This window comes from Ruegeria sp. BB9 (genome assembly GCF_056539345.1).
The window spans coordinates 483162-504134 of the sequence record NZ_JBQFUU010000003.1 but is presented as its reverse complement, the minus strand read 5'-3'; the positions used below and the strand labels follow the sequence as shown (position 1 = coordinate 504134).

The window sequence follows — 20973 nt, the reverse complement described above, 5'->3', positions numbered from 1 at the left end:
ACTTGCGGCGCTTAAGGAAACCCCATGTCTCTTGGAACGAAAATCGCGTGGGACGATACCGTCCTGCCCTTTCAACTTGATGTATCGGATATGCGTGGCCGCGTGGCCCGGCTGGACGGGGTGCTGGACGGCATCCTGAAGCAGCACAACTACCCCGCACAGGTCGAGGCGCTGGTGGCCGAGATGGCCTTGCTGACCGCGCTGATCGGCCAGACCGTCGCGCTGCGCTGGAAGCTGTCGCTGCAGGTTCAGTCCAAGGGGCCCGTGCGGATGATCGCCACCGACTATTACGCCCCGCGCGAAGAGGGTCAGCCCGCGCAGATCAGGGCCTATGCCAGCTTTGACCGCGACCGTCTGACCGAAGGTGCTCCCTTTGATCAGGTGGGCGAGGGATACTTTGCGATCCTGATCGACCAGGGCAAGGGGACGCAACCCTATCAGGGGATCACGCCGCTGGCCGGAGGATCGCTCAGCGCCTGTGCCGAGGCGTATTTCGCGCAGTCCGAACAGCTGCCGACCCGCTTCTCGCTCAGCTTTGGCCGGTCGACCGAGCCGGGTGTGGGCGAACGCTGGCGCGCCGGCGGCATCATGCTGCAGCACATGCCAAAGGCGTCTCCGTTTGTCGCCAGCGGCGAGGGTACGGGCGAAGTTCTGACAGCCGCCGATCTGGTCGATGGTCAGGAAGAAGAGAACTGGGGTCGGGTCAACATTCTTCTGGACACGGTCGAGGATCTGGAAATGATCGGACCATCCGTGGCGCCGACCGATCTGCTGGTGCGCCTGTTCCACGAGGAACAGCCCCGCGTGTACGAGGCCCAGTCGGTGCAGTTCGGCTGCACCTGCTCCGAGGACCGCGTGCGTCAAAGCCTGTCGATCTACTCGGCCCAGGACATCGAGAAGATGACCACGGATGAAGGCACCGTGACCGCCGACTGCCAGTTCTGCGGCGCGCATTACGTGCTGGATCCGAAATCCGTCGGGTTCGAGGCAGAAGATCCGGATGCCGGCTGACCTGATCCCGCGTCTGAGCGCGGCGCTGGCCCGTCCCGGTGACGGGTCCAGCGACTTCGACCTCAATCCCGGGACGGTTCTGCCTGCGGGGCGCAAGCTGCGCCCCGCGGGTGTTCTGATCGCCGTGGACCTGGCCCGCGACGATCCGCGCCTGATCCTGACCAAGCGGTCTTCGGCCCTGAAACACCATCCGGGGCAGATCGCCTTTCCGGGTGGCAAGCAGGATGACACCGATGCGGATGTGACCGCAACCGCCCTGCGCGAGGCGCAGGAGGAGATCGGCCTGCCGCCGGACCTGCCACGCATTCTGGGTACCTTGCCGGTGCATGAAACCGTCACGTCATTCGCCGTGACACCGGTGGTGGCGGTTCTGGAGCGCGGCTTTGACCCGGTGGCCGAACCGGGCGAGGTTGACGAAGTATTTTCGGTTCCTCTTGCGCATGTGCTGAACCCTGCGAATTATGTGGTTGAATCGCGCATCTGGCGCGGAACACGGCGGTATTACTTCGCGGTGCCCTTTGGCCCCTACTACATCTGGGGCGCCACGGCCCGCATGTTGCGCGGGCTGGCGGCACGGATGAGCGAATGATGCGGATCACCGAAGACTGGATCACCAACCCGGCCACGCAGAACGTGTGTGCGGCGCTGACCGAGGGCGGCGCGCTGGCGCTGTTCGTTGGGGGTTGCGTCCGCAATGCGCTGCTGGGGGCCCCGGTCTCGGATCTCGACATCGCCACCGATGCCCGCCCGCAACAGGTGATGGACCTGGCTGAACGGGCCGGGCTGAAGGCGATTCCGACGGGGATTGATCATGGCACCGTGACCGTGGTCAGCGACGGCAAACCACATGAGATCACAACCTTTCGCCGCGACGTCGAAACCGACGGGCGGCGCGCGGTCGTGGCCTTTTCGGACCAGGTGGAAGAGGACGCCGCCCGCCGCGATTTTACGATGAACGCGCTCTATTCCCGCCCCGACGGCACCATTCTGGATCCGCTGGGCGGCCTGCCCGACCTGCAGGCGCGGCGCGTGCGGTTCATCGGTGCGGCCCAAGATCGCATCCGCGAGGACTATCTGCGCTCGTTGCGGTATTTCCGGTTTCACGCCTGGTATGGCGATGCGCAGGCCGGGATGGACCCGGATGCTCTGGCGGCGATTGCGGCCGATCTGGACGGGCTCGACCGGCTGTCGCGCGAACGGGTCGGGGCCGAGATGCTGAAACTGCTGACCGCGCCCGACCCGGCCCCATCGGTGGCCGCCATGCGCAGCATCGGCGTTCTGGCCCATCTGCTGGCCGGCGCCGACGATCGGGCGCTGCCGATCCTGATCCATCTTGAATCGCAGGCCGGACTTGCCCCCGACGCGCTGCTCCGTCTGGCAGCCATCGCGGGGCCCGAGGTTGCCGGGACTCTTCGCCTCAGCAAGGCGCAACTGGCCCGCCTGACCCGGATCCGGGACGGCGCGCAGGGCGGTTCCGGGGCGGCCGAATTGGGTTATCGGCTGGGTCTGCAAGACGGGCAGGACGCGGCCCTGCTGCGCTGTGCCTTTCTGGAACAGCCCTGGACGGCTGAGACAGGCGCGGCCATTAAAAAAGGGGCCTCGGCGACATTCCCGGTCAAGGCCGCCGATCTGCTCGGGCGCTACTCCGGCCCTGCGCTGGGCGCGAAACTAACCGAACTGGAAAGCCGCTGGATCGCCTCGGACTTCACGCTGGACCGGGACGCGCTGCTGCAAGTTTGACGGGAAGTCTCAAAAGGGGATGACAAGCCTTTGGGTTTCCGGCTAGGGTGCGCCTGTCACATGGATGGAGGACTGCGAATGTATTACGGGATCTGGTTCGGCTAAAGCCAGAACACCTGACCCGTACGGGTGGTGTTTTGGCGCCATCTGCTTTCGCATTTTCAATTTTTCTGCTCAATCGGAGCACCTCCATGTTTCGCTTTTTCGAAAACCTTGTAGACCCTTTTGTTGCCTATGAAGAGGTCGACCGGCCGCCGACACGGCTGTGGCCCTTCATGCTGGATTATTCCCGCCCTTTTCGGCGTGTCTTCTTCTGGGCCGCGCTGATGTCGATCATCGTGGCCGCGGTCGAGATCGGGCTGATCTATTACATGGGCCGGGTCGTCGACCTGCTGGGCGGATCACCGTCCGAGGTCTGGCAGGCCCACGGGACCGAGCTGGTCCTGGTCGCGCTGTTCATCCTGTTCCTGCGACCTATCCTGCATGTGCTGGACGTGTTGCTGCTGAACAATGCGATCCTGCCCAATTTCGGCACGCTGATCCGCTGGCGGGCGCACAAGCACGTTCTTCGCCAGTCGGTCGGCTGGTTCGAGAATGACTTTGCCGGGCGCATCGCCAACCGCATCATGCAGACCCCGCCCGCCGCGGGCGAGGTGGTGTTCCAGGTGTTCGATGCGATTTCGTTCTCGCTGGCCTATCTGATCGGCGCCGCGATCCTGCTGGTGGCTGCTGATCCGCGCCTGCTGCTGCCGCTGCTGATCTGGTTCGCGCTTTATGCGCTGCTGGTGCGCTGGACGGTGCAGCGGGTGGGGCCGGCGTCGCAGGCCGCGTCCGATGCGCGGTCTACGGTGACGGGCCGGGTGGTGGACAGCTATACCAACATCCATTCGGTCAAGATGTTCGCCCATGCCCGGCAGGAACTCGATTATGCGCGCGAAGCGATCGAAGAGACCCGGCGCACCTTCCAGATCGAAATGCGCATCTTCACCATCATGGATGCCGTTCTGGTCGCGCTGAACGGCGTGCTGATCATCGGTGTGGTCGGCTGGGCCATTTACCTGTGGATGCAGGGCAGCGCCTCGGTCGGGGTGGTGGCGGCGGCCACTGCGCTGACGCTGCGGCTGAATGCCATGACCGGGTGGATCATGTGGGCGTTGACAAGCTTCTTCCGCCAGCTGGGCGTCGTGGCCGAGGGGATGGAGACCATCGCCCAGCCTGTCGACCTGCTGGATGCACCGGGCGCCAAGCCATTGCAACTGACCGATGGCCGGATCGAGATCCGCGACCTGTCGCACCACTATGGCCGCGAGACCGGCGGGCTGGATCATGTCAATCTGACCATCCAGCCGGGCGAAAAGGTCGGGTTGATCGGGCGCTCGGGGGCCGGGAAGTCGACCTTGGTCAAGCTGCTCTTGCGGTTCTACGACGTGGAAAGCGGCGCGATCCTGATCGACGGGCAGGACATCCGCATCGTTACCCAGGACAGCCTGCGCCGCAATATCGGCATGGTTCAGCAGGACGGTGCGCTGCTGCACCGCTCGGTGCGCGACAACATCCTGTATGGCCGCCCCGATGCCACCGAAGACCAGATGATCGCCGCCGCCAAACAGGCCGAGGCGCATGACTTCATCCTCGACCTGCAGGACCCGCAGGGCCGCACCGGCTATGACGCCCATGTGGGCGAGCGCGGCGTCAAGCTGAGCGGTGGACAGCGGCAGCGGGTGACGCTGGCGCGGGTGATCCTGAAGGACGCGCCGATCTTGTTGTTGGACGAGGCCACATCCGCCCTAGATTCCGAGGTCGAAGCCGCAATCCAGGAGACGCTGTACGGCATGATGCAGGGCAAGACCGTGATCGCCATTGCGCACCGCCTCAGCACCATCGCCCAGATGGACCGGATCCTTGTGATGGACGGAGGCCGGATCGTCGAGGAAGGCACCCATGCCGATCTTTTGGAGCAGGGCGGTCTTTACGCCCAGTTCTGGGCGCGCCAATCTGGTGGCTTCATGAACCCCGAGCCTGCGGAAGAGGCAGCAGAATGACGGTCGCAGACCTGATCAAACCATTTGAACCCACCCAGACGCCCCCGCCGCAAAGGCTGGGGGCGTTCATTCGCTGGTGCCTGACAGGTGCCTGGCCCATTTTGTTCGCCGCCGCGCTGTTTTCCGCGCTGGCAGGTGCAATGGAGGCCGGAACCGCCTGGATACTGGGCTGGGTGATCGACATGGCGACCGCCAGCGGACCCGAGAACTTTCTGACACCGCGAAACCTGTGGATGATCCTGGGCGCTGTGGCGTTCTTCATGCTGATCCGGCCGCTGCTGTTCGGGCTGTCCTCGGTTTCGAACAACTATATCGTCATGCCCAATATCCCGCCGCTGGTGCTGGCCAAGCTGAACCGCTGGACGCTGGGCCAGTCGGTCACCTATTTCGACGACGATTTTGCCGGTCGCATCGCCCAGAAACAGATGCAGACGGCCAATGCGCTGACCTCAGTCGTGTCCGAAACCATCAGCGCCATCGTCTTTGCCCTCGCCTCGCTTTTGGGGTCTTTGCTGTTGTTAGGGTCTATTCATCCTCTGGTCATGCTGCCCTTCGTGGCTTGGCTGGCGGTGTATTTCCTGCTGGTGCGCTGGTACCTGCCACGGATCCGCACACGCTCGGCCGCGCGGGCCGGGGCACGGGCGATGGTGTCGGGGCAGGTTGTTGACACGATCACCAACATCAAGACGGTCAAGCTGTTTGCCCATTCCGAATTCGAGGATCAGGCCGCCCGCGACTCGATGGTTGCGCTGCGCGACAAGTCGCTGGCCTTTGGCAAACTGTCGGCCAGTTTCCGGTTCATTTTGATGACACTGGCGGGGCTTCTGCCGGTTCTGCTGTTGGGCGCCACCTTGTGGCTGTGGCAGGCGGGGTCGGCGACCACCGGGGATATCGTGGCGGCGGGCGCCATTTCGATCCGCATCGCGCAGATGACGGGCTGGGTAAGCTTTACTCTGATGGGGATCTACGCCCATGTGGGCGAGATCGAGAACGGCATGAAAACCCTGGCGCGGCCTGACCGGGTCGAGGATGCGCCGGACGCCACCGAGTTGACGGTGCCCGAGGGCCGGATCGAGTTTCGCGATGTCAGCTTTGCCTATGGTCGCGACGTGGGCGGGGTCTCGGACCTGACACTGACGGTGCAGCCGGGCGAAAAACTGGGAATCGTCGGCGCCTCGGGGGCGGGAAAATCCACTCTGGTTTCGCTGCTTCTCAGGCTCTACGACAGGGAAAATGGGCAGATTCTGATCGACGGGCAGGACATTGCCCGCGTCACGCAGGACAGCCTGCGCCGCCAGATCGGCATGGTCACGCAGGAAACCGCGATGTTCAACCGCTCGGCCCGCGACAACATCCTGTACGGCCGGCCCGATGCCACCGAAGACCAGATGATCGCCGCGGCCAAAAAGGCCGAAGCGCATGATTTCATCCTCGATCTGCAGGACGGGCAGGGGCGCAAGGGCTATGACGCGCATCTGGGCGAGCGCGGCGTCAAGCTGAGCGGCGGTCAGCGTCAGCGCATCGCGCTGGCCCGCGCAATCCTGAAGGACGCGCCGATCCTTGTGCTGGACGAGGCGACCTCGGCGCTGGATTCCGAGGTCGAGGCCGCGATCCAGACCGCGCTGCACCGGGTGATGGAGGGCAAGACCGTTCTGGCCATCGCCCACCGCCTGTCCACGCTCAGCGAGATGGACCGGATCATCGTTCTGGATCACGGGCGCATCGTGGAGAGCGGGCCGCATGACACCCTGCTGGCGCAGGGCGGGCTGTATGCGCGGTTCTGGCACCGCCAGTCGGGCGGGTTCATCCAGACCGAGGCCGCCGAATAAGGGTTTTGTTGGCGCATCAGCCCGGCTATCAGGCAGGCCATGACGCAGGAATACACCATTCTCCGCCTCGGGCATCAGGGCGACGGCATCGCCGAGGGCCCGGTCTATGCCCCCCGAACGCTGCCTGGCGAGCGGGTCAGCGGCCTGCTGGACGGCTCGGAGCTGACCGATATCAAGGTGCTGACGCCGTCGGACGATCGGGTCAAACCGCCGTGCCGCCACTACAAAAGCTGCGGCGGCTGCCAGTTGCAGCACGCCTCGGACGCCTTCGTGGCCGATTGGAAGGTCGAGGTGGTGCGTACCGCGCTGGCTGCTCAGGGGCTGCAGGCCGAGATGCGCCCGATCCTGACGTCGCCGCCGCAGTCGCGTCGCCGCGCCACCATCGCGGTGCGCCGCACCAAGAAGGGCGCGCTGGCGGGGTTCCACGGCCGCGCCTCGGACGTGATCACCGAGATTCCTGATTGCCAGCTGCTGGATCCTGCGCTGACCGCCGTCATCCCCGTGGCCAAGGCGCTGGCCGAACTGGGCGGCAGCCGCAAGGGCGTGTTGTCTGTCACCCTGACCCTATCCGAAGCCGGGCTGGACGTGGCGGTGCAGGGCGGCAAACCTCTGGACGGCCCGCTGGAACTGGCGCTTGCGCAGGCGACCGAGCAGCACGGCTTGGCGCGGCTGGCCTGGGATGGCGAGGTGATCGCCATGCGCAACCCACCCGCACAGCGTTTTGGTCCGGCCACGGTGGTCCCGCCGCCGGGGGCTTTCCTCCAGGCCACAAAAGATGGAGAACAGGCTCTAACACTGGCAGTTTTGGAGATTGTCGGCCCGGCCAAACGGGTGGTTGATCTGTTCGCGGGCTGCGGCACGTTCTCGTTGCCGCTGGCGCAACGGGCCGAGGTTCATGCCGTTGAAGGCGCGGCCGACATGACCCGCGCGCTGGATCAGGGCTGGCGCAAGTCCACGGGATTGAAACAGGTCACGACCGAGGCGCGCGACCTGTTCCGCCGCCCCTTGATGCCGGACGAACTGCGCCGCTTTGACGCCGTGGTTCTGGACCCGCCGCGCGCCGGCGCCGAGGCCCAGGTGGCCGAGCTGGCTCAGGCCCGCCGTCCGGTCATCGCCTATGTGTCCTGCAACCCTGTGACCTTCGCGCGGGATGCAAAAAATCTTGTTCAGGCGGGCTATGCACTTGAATGGGTCCAAGTGGTTGACCAATTTCGATGGTCATCCCACAGCGAATTGGTGGGCGGCTTCAAACTGGCAGAGAATCCATGACCCGACAGGAGACCCTTCGCATGACGATCCGGCAGCGCCTGCAGGCCTTTGTCGAGAACCCGCGGTTTTCGCAATTCATCACCGGCGTCATCCTGGTGAACGCAGTTCTGCTGGGCATGGAAACCTCGGACGGCCTGATGGCGAAATTCGGGCCGGTGATCGTGCTGCTCGACACCATCTGCCTGACCATCTTCGTGGCCGAGATTGCGATGAAACTGGTCGCCAACGGGCGCCGTTTCTTCCTCAATGGCTGGAACATTTTCGATTTCGTGATCGTCGGCATCGCGTTGGTGCCCGGCGGTGCGGGTCTTTCGGTGTTGCGTGCGTTGCGGATCCTGCGGGTGCTGCGGGTGATCTCGGTCGCGCCGCGTCTGCGCCGGGTGGTCGAGGGTTTCATCCAGGCGTTGCCGGGCATGGGCAGCGTGTTCCTGCTGATGGCGATCCTGTTCTATATCGGCGCGGTGATCTCGACCAAACTGTTCTCGGACAGCTTTCCGGAGTGGTTCGGTGATCTGGGTCTGTCGGCCTATACCCTGTTCCAGATCATGACGTTGGAAAGCTGGTCGATGGGCATCGTGCGCCCCGTGATGGAGGTCTATCCCTACGCCTGGCTGTTCTTCGTGCCCTTCATCATGGTCACGACCTTCGCGGTCGTGAACCTGCTGGTCGGTCTGATCGTGAATTCGATGCAGGATGCCCACCACGCCGAGGATGAAGTCAAGACAGATGCCTATCGGGACGAGGTGCTGGACCGGCTTGAATCGATCGAACGCCGCCTGACCGAGCATATGAACAGCAAAAAGTGATTTCCGTTTCTGCCGGATTTTGGCATTATGCGAAAAAACGAGCAGGCAGTGAAATCATGGATCGTCGAGCATTTGGATTGGGTGCACTGGCAACACTGAGCCTTTCGGCTTGTGGAAGTGCGGGCCCCCGGTTTCTAACCTACAACGGACCCGAGGTGACATCCATCGTGGTGAACAAGGGCGCGCGCAAGATGTACCTGCTGCATCACGAGCAGATCTTGCGCGAATATGATGTCGAGCTTGGGTTCGCTCCAAGCGGCACAAAGGTCAAGCGCGGAGACGGTCGCACACCCGAAGGCAGTTACCTGATCGACCGCCGCAACCCTCGCAGCCGATATCACCTGTCGCTGGGGATTTCCTATCCCAACAGCCAGGATATCGCCAAGGCAAAGGCGATGGGCTTCGACCCGGGTGGAGACATTTTCATTCACGGCCAACCGAACCTGCGCAAGGAATTCAAGCGCGCGAAGAAGACGCCGGATTGGACCGCTGGCTGCATCGCCGTCAAGAACGAAGAGATCGAAGAGATCTATGCGATGGTGAACGAAGGGACGTTGATCACCGTGCGGCCCTGATAGGCCGCCATTTTCCGAATCCGAACTGCAGATAGTCGCGCTGATAGGCTTCCTCGGCCAGCGCCTCGAGCTTGTCATCGTAGATCTGATCCAACGAATAGGGCTGGTCCGGCGCGGGCACGCCGGGCTTCGGCGGGGCATTGTGCCCTAGGCCGCGGGCCAGATCCGGTAGCGCGGCGGCCATCTCTTCCTCGCGCAGTATGAGGTCGGGCAGGGCAAAGCCCGCGATCCCTTCCAACATGCGGGCTTGTGAACACCACAACCCGTCGACCCGGATCGGGGTCTGGCCAGAAAGATTCAGCTGCAGAAACTCAAGAAACGCCGAAAACGCCTGATAGTGCTGCTCGAGCGAATAGTTTCCGTCGCGCACCTGGCCCGGGATAGGCAACTTGAACCCGTTGCGCAGCCGGTTGCGGATTCCGGTATATGCGCCGGGCCCGGTGCCGAGGATCCGTTCGCAAAACACCGAATGCGCCCGCGCCAACGGGTGCCGCAGGACCGTGAATTTCCGGTGACCCGGATGCGCCTTCATCCAGCGGCGCACCTGTTTCTGGTTTCGGTCGGTGATCAGCTCGCCGCCATCCAGATCGGACATCCATTGGGCCACGATCTGTTCCGGTCCACCACGGATCGGCAGATACATCAACGGCGTTTCCGCGGCCGCGATATGACGCGAAACGGCCGGGCCCCGTCGTGGTTCGAAGTTCGGCGTTCGGTGCAGGTTGAACCGGTCCAGCGCCGCAAGGGCCGCATCCATGGCTTCGGGATTGGTCACTTTGGACAGGGCCGGTTCCGGGTTCTGAGGTTTGAGATCCGGGGCCAGTTGATCCAGACGCGCCTCAACCCCCAGCCATGCCGCCAGTCCGTTCAGAACATCCAGTTGGGTCAGATCCTCGTAACCGATGTAAAATGCGGTCTGGCCCGTTTTTTGCAGCTGGTTGACCAAACTCAGTTGAAACGCCTGCTGCTCCTCCACGTAGTCCCGGAACTCGTCCGCATCAAACGCAACCTTGGTGGCGCGCCTGCGTTTGACGTTGGTCAGCATCCACTGCTGGGTCTCCCGCGCAATCTTGAGCGAGATGTAGCTGTCCAACGGGTTGCGGTTGAGAATGATCTTTGCGCAGCGCGGATCGTTCAGCGCCATCGTCAGGGCCCGCGGGTCGTGCGAGTGAAAAAACCGGAACCCGTGCAGACCCTCCGGCGCGGAACGCATCGCTTCGATCAGGCGGTCCGGCGCAGCATCCCTGTCTTCCAGTGAAAATCCCAGCACTTCGGTTGCTTTCGGGTATCCGATGAAGTGCGGATTGAACGCCTCGCCATGACACTGCACGCCGTCCAACGCATTCAAATTTGCCTCCAGCAGGTTCGACCCGGTGCGCATTTCGGCAAGAATGATGAAATAGTCAAAGTCGGTCGGCATGCGGGGTCATTGCACCAGGTAGGGCTTGCGATACGGGCGGGTCTGATTACCGAATACATCGTCGGCAGGAAAGTCGCCCATCAGGTGAGGGTGCATTCCCTGGTTCTTGAGGTTTTGCAGGAACTTTCCAAACCCGGCCAGATCAACCATCGTCGGCGCCTCGATCAGATGGCTGGGCTGCGTCGCGCCCATCTCTTCAAGGACGGTTTGCAGGTGTTCCATCGGAGATTCGACGAATTCGGCCATTGACCAAACATGCACGCGCGCTTTGGTCCACACGGAATCCAGCACCTCAAGCTGTTCGGTCTCGATCTTTTGCAGGCGGGCCGCTTCGGCGCGGATGTCGGCGAAATTCATGTTCGACCGAAACAGCGGAACAGCCCAGGCACCGGTGACCACGCAGACCTGTGCGTTCTTGTCTCGCGCCAGAAACCAATTGATCTTCTGGGTGTCGGCGGGGCCGAATTGAAAACACTGGCGTTCGCCCCGGGTGTTCCAGATCAGGTTCGACAGAAACGCCGTCGGATTGTAGTCGCGCAAAATGGCGTTGTCGCTGAGGGACCCGTTCAGGATGGTCTCTCCTTCGGCGAATTCGGCGCGCTTGGGGTTGAAAAGATGCCCATGGACGCGGGCGCCTGACGCATTGCCCAGCCAGCTTTCAAAGCCCTCAAACAACTCGGAAAAACCCTGAAACACGGAGTAAGGAAACGCGGTCAGGCCATTTTCGCTGCCATGGCGGGGAAAACGGCTTTGCATGTACAGGCCGTCGCGGCCGCGGGTACGACGCTCGACCGCTTTGGAGAAAACGCGGTCGATCTTGCCGGGATTGGGCTCGGCGGGTTTTCCGGCGAGGGACCGATCGTTCAGAAACGCCTGATACAGCCGGTCGGCGCGCGGCCAGATCTTGCGGGCCACGAAACAATCGGATCGGCGCAGCAACTGCAGGTGATCGTCATAGAAGATGTGCGGGCGGCCCTGATAGTCGAATTTCGACAGGGTCAGCGATCGGCTTTCGATCTGGGTGGAATAGAGCCGCGCCAGCGTCTGGAAATAGCTTTCGTCGGGGATCCAGACATGCCGGAAATATCGATCATAGACCTCTCGCTTGGGGTCCTGCAGGATCGCGGTCAGGGTCTGCCGGGTCAGGCACCACCACTGGCTGCCCATATGCGGGATCAGCCCGTTGGGGATTGTCCGTCGATATCCGACCGCGCGCTGAAGCTTGACGAAGCGGTCAAACAGCTTGCGGTGTTTGCGCCACGAGAAGGGAAACCTCAGAGTAAAGCGTTCAAGGTCCAGCCCGCCCACGGTCCAGCTGACATCGGCGGTGGTGGCGCTTTCAATGAAATCCACGCGGGGCCGGTCGCTCAGGTAATCGATCAGATCCTGAACCGGGCGCAATGGCAGGCAAGAGCCGGATGACAGAAAGACATGGCGTATGTCGGGAAAGCGCTCCAGCATCAGTGTCGCGGCCGATTGCGAAGCGGCAACGATGCCCCAGCCGCCCCACTCGCAGATCTGGCGGTCGCAGAACAGGATCAGCGGATCATCCCCGCAGGTCGCGACAAAGTCTTTGAACACAGCCGGGTCGACCTTGCGGTCGACGTGGATGACCACCGGACAACCCGCCGCGGTCCAGTGCCGGGCAACCTGCTCAGCCCGGTCCAGCGCAGTGTGGACCAGCATCACGATGCCCAGGGTCCCGCTCATGCCCAGTTCCCTTTGGACATCAGACCCAGAATCTCAAGTTGGCGCCAGTTGATGTATTTCTCGGACCATTTGCACCAGAAAACCGGCTTGCTCTCCAACTGGTCGACATAGGCCCTGTATTCGCCGGACGCACGGTAGTGCTCACCGCGCTGTAGTTCTTCGCGGGCTTTGTCACCCAGCGTGTTGATCAGCTTGGCATGCAGCAATGCGCCGCTGGTTTTCTCGCCGCCCCACTCGTCATAGACCTGGTTCAGGCCGCGCGGCAGCAGCGCATGGGTCGAGCTGACATAGACATAGCGCCGATCCCACTTGACCAGAGGGATCTTGTTCAGCGCGGGCGCTTTCGCGGGCTTGTCCTGAAAGAAAACCCGTGCCCGTGGCCCACCCTGGATCCACAGGTTTCCATAGGCCGGGTTCTTGGTGATCATGTAGTTGCCCGAGTCGAACCATGCGGCAATCTCGAACGGGTCCTGCCCCTCGTGATAGGTGGCGTCCTGTATCGGCCCCTCGGGATACATGTCCAGCAGCATCGTCCCGAAACTGCGCACTCCGGTGCCGTCCAGCCAATCGGTCAGCGCGTCGATGGGACGTGTGTCGCAGAACGGATAGATCAGGAACTCGTCCGGATCTACGGTCAGGACCCAGTGTCCATGGGCGTATTTCCGCAGCAAGTAGTTGGACCAGTCGATCCCGAATGTAGAACGGCGATAGCTGGCATTCGTATACCAGACCGAGACATCGGGCTGCGCCTTGAGATAGTCCAGCGTGCCATCCGTGCTGTCATTGTCGACGAACAGGAAATGCCGGACGCCCAGCTTGCGGTAATAGTCCAGAAAATAGGGCAGGCGGATCTTTTCGTTGCGCACGACGCTCATCAGCAGAACATCACCGGACCGGATCCGCCGGGTGTTGTTGCGGACGGTGCGCAGATCGCGTCTTCGGCGGATGCAGCGCACAAGACGGCGCTTGCGCCGCAGTCTCATCCGGTAAGAATCCAAAAGGCTCACGCGCTGCCCAACCTTCTTGTAATACGCGAGCATGTCCGGGGTCCGCATTTGGCCAGACGGGAGCCGGACACTAACGTTTTATGACATTTTCGCACCTTGCGAAGCAATGTATTTAAAAGCCGTTAGCCAAGCACGGGTTTTTGGGGCACAGGATTCCCCGTTCACGTCCACCCGCCCGCTGACAGCAGTCCAAGGCTCTGCAGATGCGCCCAGCCTGAATACCGTTCTGATTGTGGAGTCCAAAGGTCGGGCCCGGCAATGATGCCATCATAGTATGGCCCGAATTGGTCGGGATCATGAAAATGCTGGCGCCTTTGTTTTTCGATGCGCGACTTCTCGACGACTTGCGGCAGGAATTTCGTGTGCAACAGGACGCCCGAGGGGGTTTGCCCGGAAGGCCCGTCATAGGCAAAATTCAGGTGTCGGGGCAGCGCCGAGTGGCAGGAGTTCACGAAGGCATAGCGACGGTCCCACTTCACCAGCGGAATCTTGTTCAGAGTTGGAGACCGGTCCGGGCAATCGGCAAAGAAGGCGCGTTCGCGAACGCCGCCTTGCACCCACAGGTTTCCCAGCGGCTCTTGCCGGCGCGCCCTGTAAGGGGCGGGATCGAACCAGTTCAAAGTTTCGGTCGGGTCGGTCTCGGGGTCATAGGGCGCCGTGCCCAACGGGCCTTTCGGGTATAGATCAAGCATCAGCGCGCCAAAGGCCGGCTGTCCGATTTGGTCCAGCCATCCCGTCAGATCGCGCAGGTCGCGGCTGTCGTGATGGGCATAGATCAGAAGTTCGTCGGCATCCACCATCAGGGTCCAGTGGCCGTGGCCATGCCGCATCTGCAACCAGGTCAGCCAGTCCAGCCCGAACCGCGCCTCGCGATAGCTGGCCTGCGTTTGCCACAGCGACACGTCCGGTTGGTTGAGCAGATAAGTGACCGAGCCGTCATCGCTGCCGTTGTCGACCATCAGGAAATGATCGACCCCCAGCCGGCGATAGTGGCGCAGGAACCAGGGCAGGCGCGCGATCTCGGTGCGCAGGGTGGTAAAGGCCAGAATGTCGGTGGGCGCGATCAGCCGGGTCTTGTCCGATACCGGCGTCACCGCGTGGCGGCTGCGGAAGGACCGCCACAACAGGCGCTTGCGTTTCAGGCGCAGGCGGTATCTGCGAATCCAGCCCGGGGCGTTTTCGTCGGTTTTCACAGCTGCGCCCATGGCACGATCACTTTTCGTAGTGGCCATTCTGATGCCAGCGCCAGGCATCGGCGATCATCACCTCCAGCCGCGAACGTTTCGGCCGCCAGCCCAGCTCGGCCACGGCCCGGGTCGAACCTGACACCAGCTTGGTGCAATCGCCCGTCCGGCGCGGACCGACATTGAAGGGCACTTCGCGGTTGGTCACGCTGTGCGATTGCGCGATCACCTCTTTCACCGAAAACCCGGTGCCGGTGCCCAGATTGAAAACCCGGCTGCCCTTGCCCTGTTCCAGCCAGTGCAGGCCCAGCACATGCGCATCCACCAGGTCGCAGACATGGACATAGTCGCGGATGCAGGTGCCGTCGGGCGTGTCGTAATCGGTGCCATAGACGGTCAGCGCGTCGCGCTTGCCGTCGATCGCGTCCAACAACAGCGGAACCAGATGGGTCTCGGGACGGTGGAACTCGCCCACGTCGCCGTCGGGGTCGGCACCGGCCACGTTGAAATAGCGAAAGATCACGTGGTTCAGCCCGTGCGCCTGTTCGAAATCGCGCAGGATGTCCTCGATCGCGCGTTTCGAGGCGCCGTAGGCGTTCAGCGGGTGCTGCGGCGTGGTTTCGTCCAGCACCACGTTGTCGTGGTCGCCATAGGTCGCGCAGGTGGACGAGAACACGAAATCCAGGCAACCGGCGGCCACGGCCGCCTCGATCAGGTTCAGTGATCCGGTGACGTTGTTGCGCCAGTACCGGCCCGGCTCGCTCATGGCTTCGCCGACCTGGCTGAGCGCGGCGAAATGCATCACCGCCGCCGGTTTGTACGTGGCAAAGACCTGATCCAGCCGCGCGCGGTCCAGCAGATCGCCCTGTTCGAACGGGCCGAATTTCACCGCATCCTGCCAGCCGGTGACGAGGTTGTCATAGGTCACGGGCACATAGCCCGCCCGCGCCAGTGCCTTGCAGGCATGAGATCCGATATATCCGGCGCCGCCGGTCACAAGTATATTGGTCATCCGTGGTCCTGCCGAATGTCTGCCGGTCATGGGTTAGCTGCCAGGCTGCCCGCGGGGAACGGGGAATTTGCGTCTATTCCAACCCCATCGCGGACATCATGCTTTCGATCTTGGTCACGTCCTGCGGATTGTTCAACTCCCAGAACTGGCGGCCTTTTGCCTCGACCTCGACACACAGAACCTTGCGCCCGTTTTCCATGAACCGCAGCTGTTCCAGCCCCTCGAGCTGCTCCAGCGGTCCGACCGGCCAGCTCGGATAGGCGGCCAGCGCGTCGGGGCGGTAAGCGTAGACGCCCACATGGTGGAACACCGGCGTCGGATCCGACCCGGCATAGGTTTCGGCGGTGAAGGGGATCACTTCCTTCGAGAAATAGAGCGCGCTGTGATCGGACGCGAAAACGGCGGTGGTGCCGCCCACCCGGCCATGCCTGCGGTCGTTCAGCAGCCCGTTCAGCGCCTCGCCGTCGCACCGCAGCACCGGCGTGGCCACGCCGGCCTCGGGCGCGGCGCGCAGGCCATTGACCAGATCCTCGATGAACCAATGCGGGGTCAGGGGGGCGTCGCCCTGCAGGTTGACCACGATCTCGTACCCGCCGCCCAGCCTGTCATGCGCCTCGGCGCAGCGCTCGGTGCCGTTGGCGCAGCTTTCCGAGGTCATCACCACCTCGGCGCCAAAGCCCTCGGCCGCAGCGCGGATGCGGTCGTCATCGGTGGCCACCACCACCCGGTCGACGCCCGAAACCGACATGGCCGCGCGCCAGGACCGCTCGATCAGGGTCATGGGCTTTCCTGTTGCGCCGGTCAGCGGCACCAGCGGTTTGCCCGGATAGCGGGTCGAGGCATAGCGGGCGGGGATCGCGATCAGAACCGACATCAGGCCTCCTTGAGTTCGACGCCCGGGGCATAGGCGATGAAGAACGGGTTGGCATAGCCTTCCTTGCCATAGGTCAGCGGTGCGTGGTCTTCGAAACGCACCACATGGCCCCCGGCACCGGCCAGCACCGCGTGGCCAGCGGCGGTGTCCCACTCCATCGTGCGGCCGACACGCGGGTAGAGGTCGGCCTCGCCCGTGGCCACAAGGCAGAATTTCAGCGACGAGCCCGCCGACTTGCTGTCTTTGACCTGGTATTTGTTGATGTAGTCATCCGTGGCCTGGTCGCGATGCGATTTCGAGGCCACCACCAAAAGCGCCGAATTGTCCGGATCAGAGACTGATATCGGCGTGACCTCGCCCGGTTTGTCCTTGTCCAGAGCGCCGATTTCTTCGACCGATCGGCCATCGGCCAGGGTATAGAACATGCGCCCGCGGGCCGGGGCATAGACCACGCCGCGGGTGGGCACGCCGTTTTCGACCAGCGCGATGTTCACGGTGAAATCGCCACGTCGGTTGATGAATTCCTTGGTGCCGTCCAGCGGATCGACGATCAGGAAAGTATCGCCCTGCTTGCTGTGCGACGCGGCCTGCTCCTCGGTCACCAGCAGGATGTCGGGAAAGGCGGCGCGCAGCCCGGCCGAGATCAGCGCATCGGCGGCTTCGTCGGCTTCGGTCACGGGGCTGGAATCGGATTTGACCTTCACGTCAAAATCATCGGCATCGTAGATCTCCATGATCTTGTCGCCCGCTTCCAGGGCCAGGCGTCTGATCACGGGGATGAGGTCGTCATAGGTCACAAAAATGCTCCGTTTCCATGGTTTGTTGATCCGAAAACCTGACGAACTTATGCTGTGCCGGATACGGAACGGCAAGGAATTCGTGCCACGCTGGCGGAACAAAACCGGGAAAGAGCGTTCGAGTGTTCTATTACAAGCGAAGCAGCAGCCTTGTGGGTGGGGCATTCAACCTTGCGGAACTGGTGTTTCATGCCGTGGTCCGCAACATCCGCTCGCAGCATTCCAACGCCGTAATCGCCATCATGATGAACATCGTCCAGGTCGTTTTGATGGCGACCGTGTTCTATTTCATCATGTCGTTTCTGGGCGGACGGGTTGCCAAGATACGGGGTGAGTTCATCCTGTACATCCTGTCCGGCATCTTTCTGTTCATGACGCATATCAAGTCCGTCGGTGCGATCGCGGGGCTTGGAGGCACCAACAATCCCATGATGCTGCATTCGCCGATGAACATGATGGTTCTGCTATTGGCCGCCGCCTTCGGGACCTTGTACACGCAGGTCGTTTCAATCCTGGTGATCCTGTTCGTCTACAGCGTCGCGGTCAATCCGATCGAGATGCAGGACCCGGGCGGCGCGTTCGCGATGCTGATCCTTGCGTGGTACACCGGCTGCGCGGTCGGTCTGGTCTTCATGGCGCTCAAGCCGTGGATGCCGCAGACCTCCACCATTCTCAGCAATGTCTATCGCCGGATGAACATGATCTTCTCGGGCAAGATGTTCGTGGGCAATGCGCTGGGCGGATGGATGCTGGCCATGTTCGCCTGGAACCCGTTGTTTCACGTGATCGATCAGTGCCGCGGTTTCGTGTTTCGCAACTACTTTCCGCGCAACTCCAGCTGGGAATATGCGCTGTGGGTCGGTATCGCCCTGATGATGATCGGGTTGCTGGGAGAGTTCTTTACCCGCAAGCACATCTCGAAAAGCTGGGATGCGCGCCGTTAGGTTGCCACGCGCAGCGTCAGGTTGATCCGGCCCCCTTTGGGCAGCAGGCGCGAAGACCCGAACCGGATCCGGTCGATGCCGTGATAGGCCAACCGAGCGGGACCGCCCATGACGACCACGTCGCCGGAACTCAGCCAGACGGACTCGGTCTTGCCGCCGCGGGTCGTGTTGCCGATCCGGAACAGGGCGTCATCGCCCAACGAAACCGACAGGACCGGCCACGAGAAATCGGCCTCGTCCTTGTCCTGGTGCATCCCCATCTTTGCGCCTTCGCCGTAATAGTTGATCAGACAGCAATCGGGATCTCGAGCGGTTCCGGCAAGGTCGCGCCATATCGACAGGATCGGGTCCGGAATGGCAGGCCACGCCATGCCCTTGGGGTGCGCGTCCTGGTACCGGTATCCGGCCCCGTCCGACACCCAGCCCAACGTTCCGGCCGACGTCATGCGAACCGACATCTTGCGCCCCGAAGCGGTGCTGGGATGAAACAGCGGAGCGGCTCTCAGAATCGGCCGCAAAAGCTCGATGATCTGCCGCTGAGCAGCGCCGTCCAGATGGCCTTTTCGGATGTCGAACCCCCGTAAATTCAGGCGCGTCATGACAGAAACCTCATTCCTTTCGAAATCCTTGCCAAAAAAGGCCCAAGATTCCCGAAAACCTGCATTTCACAACGCTTGCAGGCCTCAGGCCTCGCCCTTATATACGCCGGGACGCGCGATGGTGTAGACCTGTCGCGCCCAGCAGATCGGGGCAGGGATGCCGTAACGGGTTCCGGCCTCGGGACATCGCCTTGAAAAGAAAGGGATCGAAAAATGGGAAAAGTAATCGGGATTGACCTCGGGACCACCAACTCGTGCGTAGCCATCATGGACGGCGCGCAGCCGAAGGTCATCGAAAACGCGGAAGGGGCGCGGACCACGCCCTCGATCGTCGCCTTCACCGAAGACGAGCGACTGGTCGGGCAGCCGGCGAAACGCCAGGCGGTCACCAACCCCGACAACACGATTTTTGGCGTCAAGCGCCTGATCGGGCGTCGTGTGGATGACGCAGAAGTCCAGAAGGACAAGAAAATGGTGCCCTACGCCATCGTCGATGGCGGCAACGGCGACGCTTGGGTCGAGGCCCGCGGGCAGAAATACTCTCCAAGCCAGATCTCGGCCTTCATCCTCGGCAAGATGAAAGAAACCGCTGAAAGCTATCTGGGTGAAGAAGTCACGCAGGCCGTGATCACCGTTCCGGCCTATTTCAACGACGCCCAGCGTCAGGCCACCAAGGACGCCGGCAAGATCGCCGGTCTGGAAGTGCTGCGGATCATCAACGAACCGACTGCCGCCGCGCTGGCCTATGGCCTGGACAAGCAGGACAGCCAGACCATCGCGGTCTATGACCTTGGCGGTGGTACCTTCGACGTGACCATCCTGGAAATCGACGACGGCCTGTTCGAGGTCAAATCGACCAACGGTGATACCTTCTTGGGTGGTGAAGACTTTGACATGCGCATCGTCAACTACCTGGCGGACGAGTTCAAAAAAGAACACGGCGTCGACCTGAGCCAGGACAAGATGGCGCTGCAGCGTCTGAAAGAAGCCGCAGAGAAGGCCAAGATCGAGCTCAGCTCGACCACCCAGACCGAGATCAACCAGCCGTTCATCTCGATGGGCGCGAACGGCCAGCCGCTGCACATGGTCATGAAGCTGACCCGTGCCAAGCTGGAATCGCTGGTCGGCGACCTGATCAAGAAGTCGCTGAAGCCCTGCCAGGCCGCTCTGAAAGACGCCGGCATCTCGGCCAGCGATGTGGATGAGGTTGTTCTGGTCGGTGGTATGACCCGAATGCCGAAAGTCATCGAAGAGGTGACCAAGTTCTTCGGCAAAGAGCCGCACAAAGGCGTGAACCCGGACGAAGTCGTGGCCATGGGTGCTGCGATCCAGGCCGGTGTTCTGCAAGGCGACGTCAAGGACGTGGTTCTGCTGGACGTAACCCCGCTGTCGCTGGGTATCGAAACCCTGGGCGGCGTGTTTACCCGCCTGATCGATCGCAACACCACGATCCCGACCAAGAAGTCTCAGGTCTTCTCGACCGCCGAGGACAACCAGAACGCCGTGACCATCCGGGTGTTCCAGGGTGAGCGTGAAATGGCTGCGGACAACAAGATCCTGGGCCAGTTCAACCTTGAAGACATCCCGCCGGCCCCGCGCGGCATGCCTCAGATCGAGGTGACCTTCGACATCGACGCCAACGGCATTGTCTCGGTTTCGGCCAAGGACAAGGGCACCGGCAAGGAACAGAAGATCACGATCCAGGCCTCGGGCGGACTGTCGGAGGAAGACATCGAAAAGATGGTCAAGGACGCCGAAGAGAACGCCGAAGCCGACCGCAAGCGCAAGGAACTGGTCGAAGCCAAGAACCAGGCCGAAAGCCTGATCCACGCGACCGAGAAATCGCTCGAGGAGCATGGCGACAAGGTCGATCCGGCGACCGTCGAGGCGATCGAACTGGCCGTGGCCGCGCTCAAGGACGAATTGGAATCGGACAATGCCGACAAGATCAAGGCCGGCATCCAGAACGTGACCGAAGCGTCCATGAAACTGGGCGAGGCGATCTACAAGGCGCAGTCCGAAGAGGCCAGTGAAGAACCGGCAGCCGCGGATGCGGGGCCCGGCGATGACGACATCGTCGATGCCGAGTTCGAAGACCTGGACGATGACAAGCGCAACTAACGGGTAACCGGGCCAATTCGGGCCGGTCCGGAT

Annotated in this window: 18 protein-coding genes; 10 read left to right on the top strand and 8 right to left on the bottom strand. The window is 62.4% G+C overall.

Features of this window, described 5'->3' with window-relative positions:
- The first annotated feature begins 24 nt into the window (after positions 1-24).
- From hslO to ACR0FC_RS13310, 8 genes are all read left to right on the top strand, one after another.
- On the top strand, positions 25-1011 hold the full coding sequence (gene hslO, locus ACR0FC_RS13345) for an Hsp33 family molecular chaperone HslO (protein WP_093963913.1): 987 nt from the start codon (positions 25-27) through the stop codon (positions 1009-1011).
- Positions 1001-1600, top strand: coding sequence for a CoA pyrophosphatase (locus tag ACR0FC_RS13340; protein ID WP_170340707.1), 600 nt, complete (start codon positions 1001-1003; stop codon positions 1598-1600). The genes hslO and ACR0FC_RS13340 overlap by 11 nt, the downstream gene beginning before the upstream one ends.
- Positions 1597-2751: a CCA tRNA nucleotidyltransferase gene (locus ACR0FC_RS13335; RefSeq protein WP_170340709.1), complete on the top strand. Its 1155-nt coding sequence runs from the start codon at positions 1597-1599 to the stop codon at positions 2749-2751. Before ACR0FC_RS13340 ends, ACR0FC_RS13335 begins: the two co-directional genes overlap by 4 nt.
- A gap of 191 nt (positions 2752-2942) precedes the next feature.
- A complete protein-coding gene (locus ACR0FC_RS13330; protein WP_170340711.1) occupies positions 2943-4793 on the top strand; it encodes an ABC transporter ATP-binding protein in 1851 nt (616 codons plus the stop codon).
- Complete coding sequence (locus ACR0FC_RS13325; RefSeq protein WP_170340712.1) at positions 4790-6622, top strand: ABC transporter ATP-binding protein; 1833 nt, start codon at positions 4790-4792, stop codon at positions 6620-6622. Before ACR0FC_RS13330 ends, ACR0FC_RS13325 begins: the two co-directional genes overlap by 4 nt.
- 39 nt (positions 6623-6661) lie before the next feature.
- The gene (locus ACR0FC_RS13320; RefSeq protein ID WP_170340714.1) at positions 6662-7891 is read left to right on the top strand and encodes a class I SAM-dependent RNA methyltransferase; all 1230 of its coding nucleotides are present in this window, start codon (positions 6662-6664) and stop codon (positions 7889-7891) included.
- Between the two features lie 20 nt (positions 7892-7911).
- Positions 7912-8697: an ion transporter gene (locus ACR0FC_RS13315; protein ID WP_170341449.1), complete on the top strand. Its 786-nt coding sequence runs from the start codon at positions 7912-7914 to the stop codon at positions 8695-8697.
- 56 nt (positions 8698-8753) lie between these two features.
- Complete coding sequence (locus tag ACR0FC_RS13310) at positions 8754-9272, top strand: L,D-transpeptidase family protein (protein WP_170340715.1); 519 nt, start codon at positions 8754-8756, stop codon at positions 9270-9272.
- Here the strand turns inward: ACR0FC_RS13310 and ACR0FC_RS13305 are convergent.
- From ACR0FC_RS13305 to cysQ, 7 genes are all read right to left on the bottom strand, one after another.
- Positions 9256-10692: a nodulation protein NodH gene (locus ACR0FC_RS13305; RefSeq protein WP_170340716.1), complete on the bottom strand. Its 1437-nt coding sequence runs from the start codon at positions 10690-10692 to the stop codon at positions 9256-9258. The two genes, ACR0FC_RS13310 and ACR0FC_RS13305, sit on opposite strands and share 17 nt — an antisense overlap.
- A gap of 6 nt (positions 10693-10698) precedes the next feature.
- Positions 10699-12402, bottom strand: a complete 1704-nt coding sequence (locus tag ACR0FC_RS13300) for a DUF5927 domain-containing protein (RefSeq protein ID WP_170340718.1) — start codon at positions 12400-12402, stop codon at positions 10699-10701.
- Complete coding sequence (locus ACR0FC_RS13295) at positions 12399-13385, bottom strand: glycosyltransferase family 2 protein (RefSeq protein WP_170340720.1); 987 nt, start codon at positions 13383-13385, stop codon at positions 12399-12401. Before ACR0FC_RS13295 ends, ACR0FC_RS13300 begins: the two co-directional genes overlap by 4 nt.
- Before the next feature lie 185 nt (positions 13386-13570).
- A complete protein-coding gene (locus ACR0FC_RS13290; protein ID WP_170340722.1) occupies positions 13571-14614 on the bottom strand; it encodes a glycosyltransferase family 2 protein in 1044 nt (347 codons plus the stop codon).
- A gap of 7 nt (positions 14615-14621) precedes the next feature.
- The gene (gene galE, locus ACR0FC_RS13285) at positions 14622-15605 is read right to left on the bottom strand and encodes a UDP-glucose 4-epimerase GalE (protein WP_170340723.1); all 984 of its coding nucleotides are present in this window, start codon (positions 15603-15605) and stop codon (positions 14622-14624) included.
- Between the two features lie 73 nt (positions 15606-15678).
- Positions 15679-16479 carry a 3-deoxy-manno-octulosonate cytidylyltransferase family protein gene (locus ACR0FC_RS13280; protein ID WP_170340725.1) on the bottom strand — a complete coding sequence of 267 codons (801 nt, stop codon included), beginning with the start codon at positions 16477-16479 and terminating at the stop codon, positions 15679-15681.
- On the bottom strand, positions 16479-17276 hold the full coding sequence (gene cysQ, locus ACR0FC_RS13275; protein WP_170340727.1) for a 3'(2'),5'-bisphosphate nucleotidase CysQ: 798 nt from the start codon (positions 17274-17276) through the stop codon (positions 16479-16481). The genes ACR0FC_RS13280 and cysQ overlap by 1 nt, the downstream gene beginning before the upstream one ends.
- 122 nt (positions 17277-17398) lie before the next feature.
- Here cysQ and ACR0FC_RS13270 point away from each other — a divergent pair, with 122 nt between their 5' ends.
- Positions 17399-18220: an ABC transporter permease gene (locus ACR0FC_RS13270; RefSeq protein WP_093963926.1), complete on the top strand. Its 822-nt coding sequence runs from the start codon at positions 17399-17401 to the stop codon at positions 18218-18220.
- Here the strand turns inward: ACR0FC_RS13270 and ACR0FC_RS13265 are convergent.
- A complete protein-coding gene (locus tag ACR0FC_RS13265) occupies positions 18217-18819 on the bottom strand; it encodes an alpha-ketoglutarate-dependent dioxygenase AlkB family protein (protein ID WP_170340728.1) in 603 nt (200 codons plus the stop codon). The genes ACR0FC_RS13270 and ACR0FC_RS13265 overlap by 4 nt on opposite strands.
- A gap of 213 nt (positions 18820-19032) precedes the next feature.
- Here ACR0FC_RS13265 and dnaK point away from each other — a divergent pair, with 213 nt between their 5' ends.
- On the top strand, positions 19033-20940 hold the full coding sequence (dnaK, locus tag ACR0FC_RS13260) for a molecular chaperone DnaK (protein WP_170340730.1): 1908 nt from the start codon (positions 19033-19035) through the stop codon (positions 20938-20940).
- Positions 20941-20973: the final 33 nt, after the last annotated feature.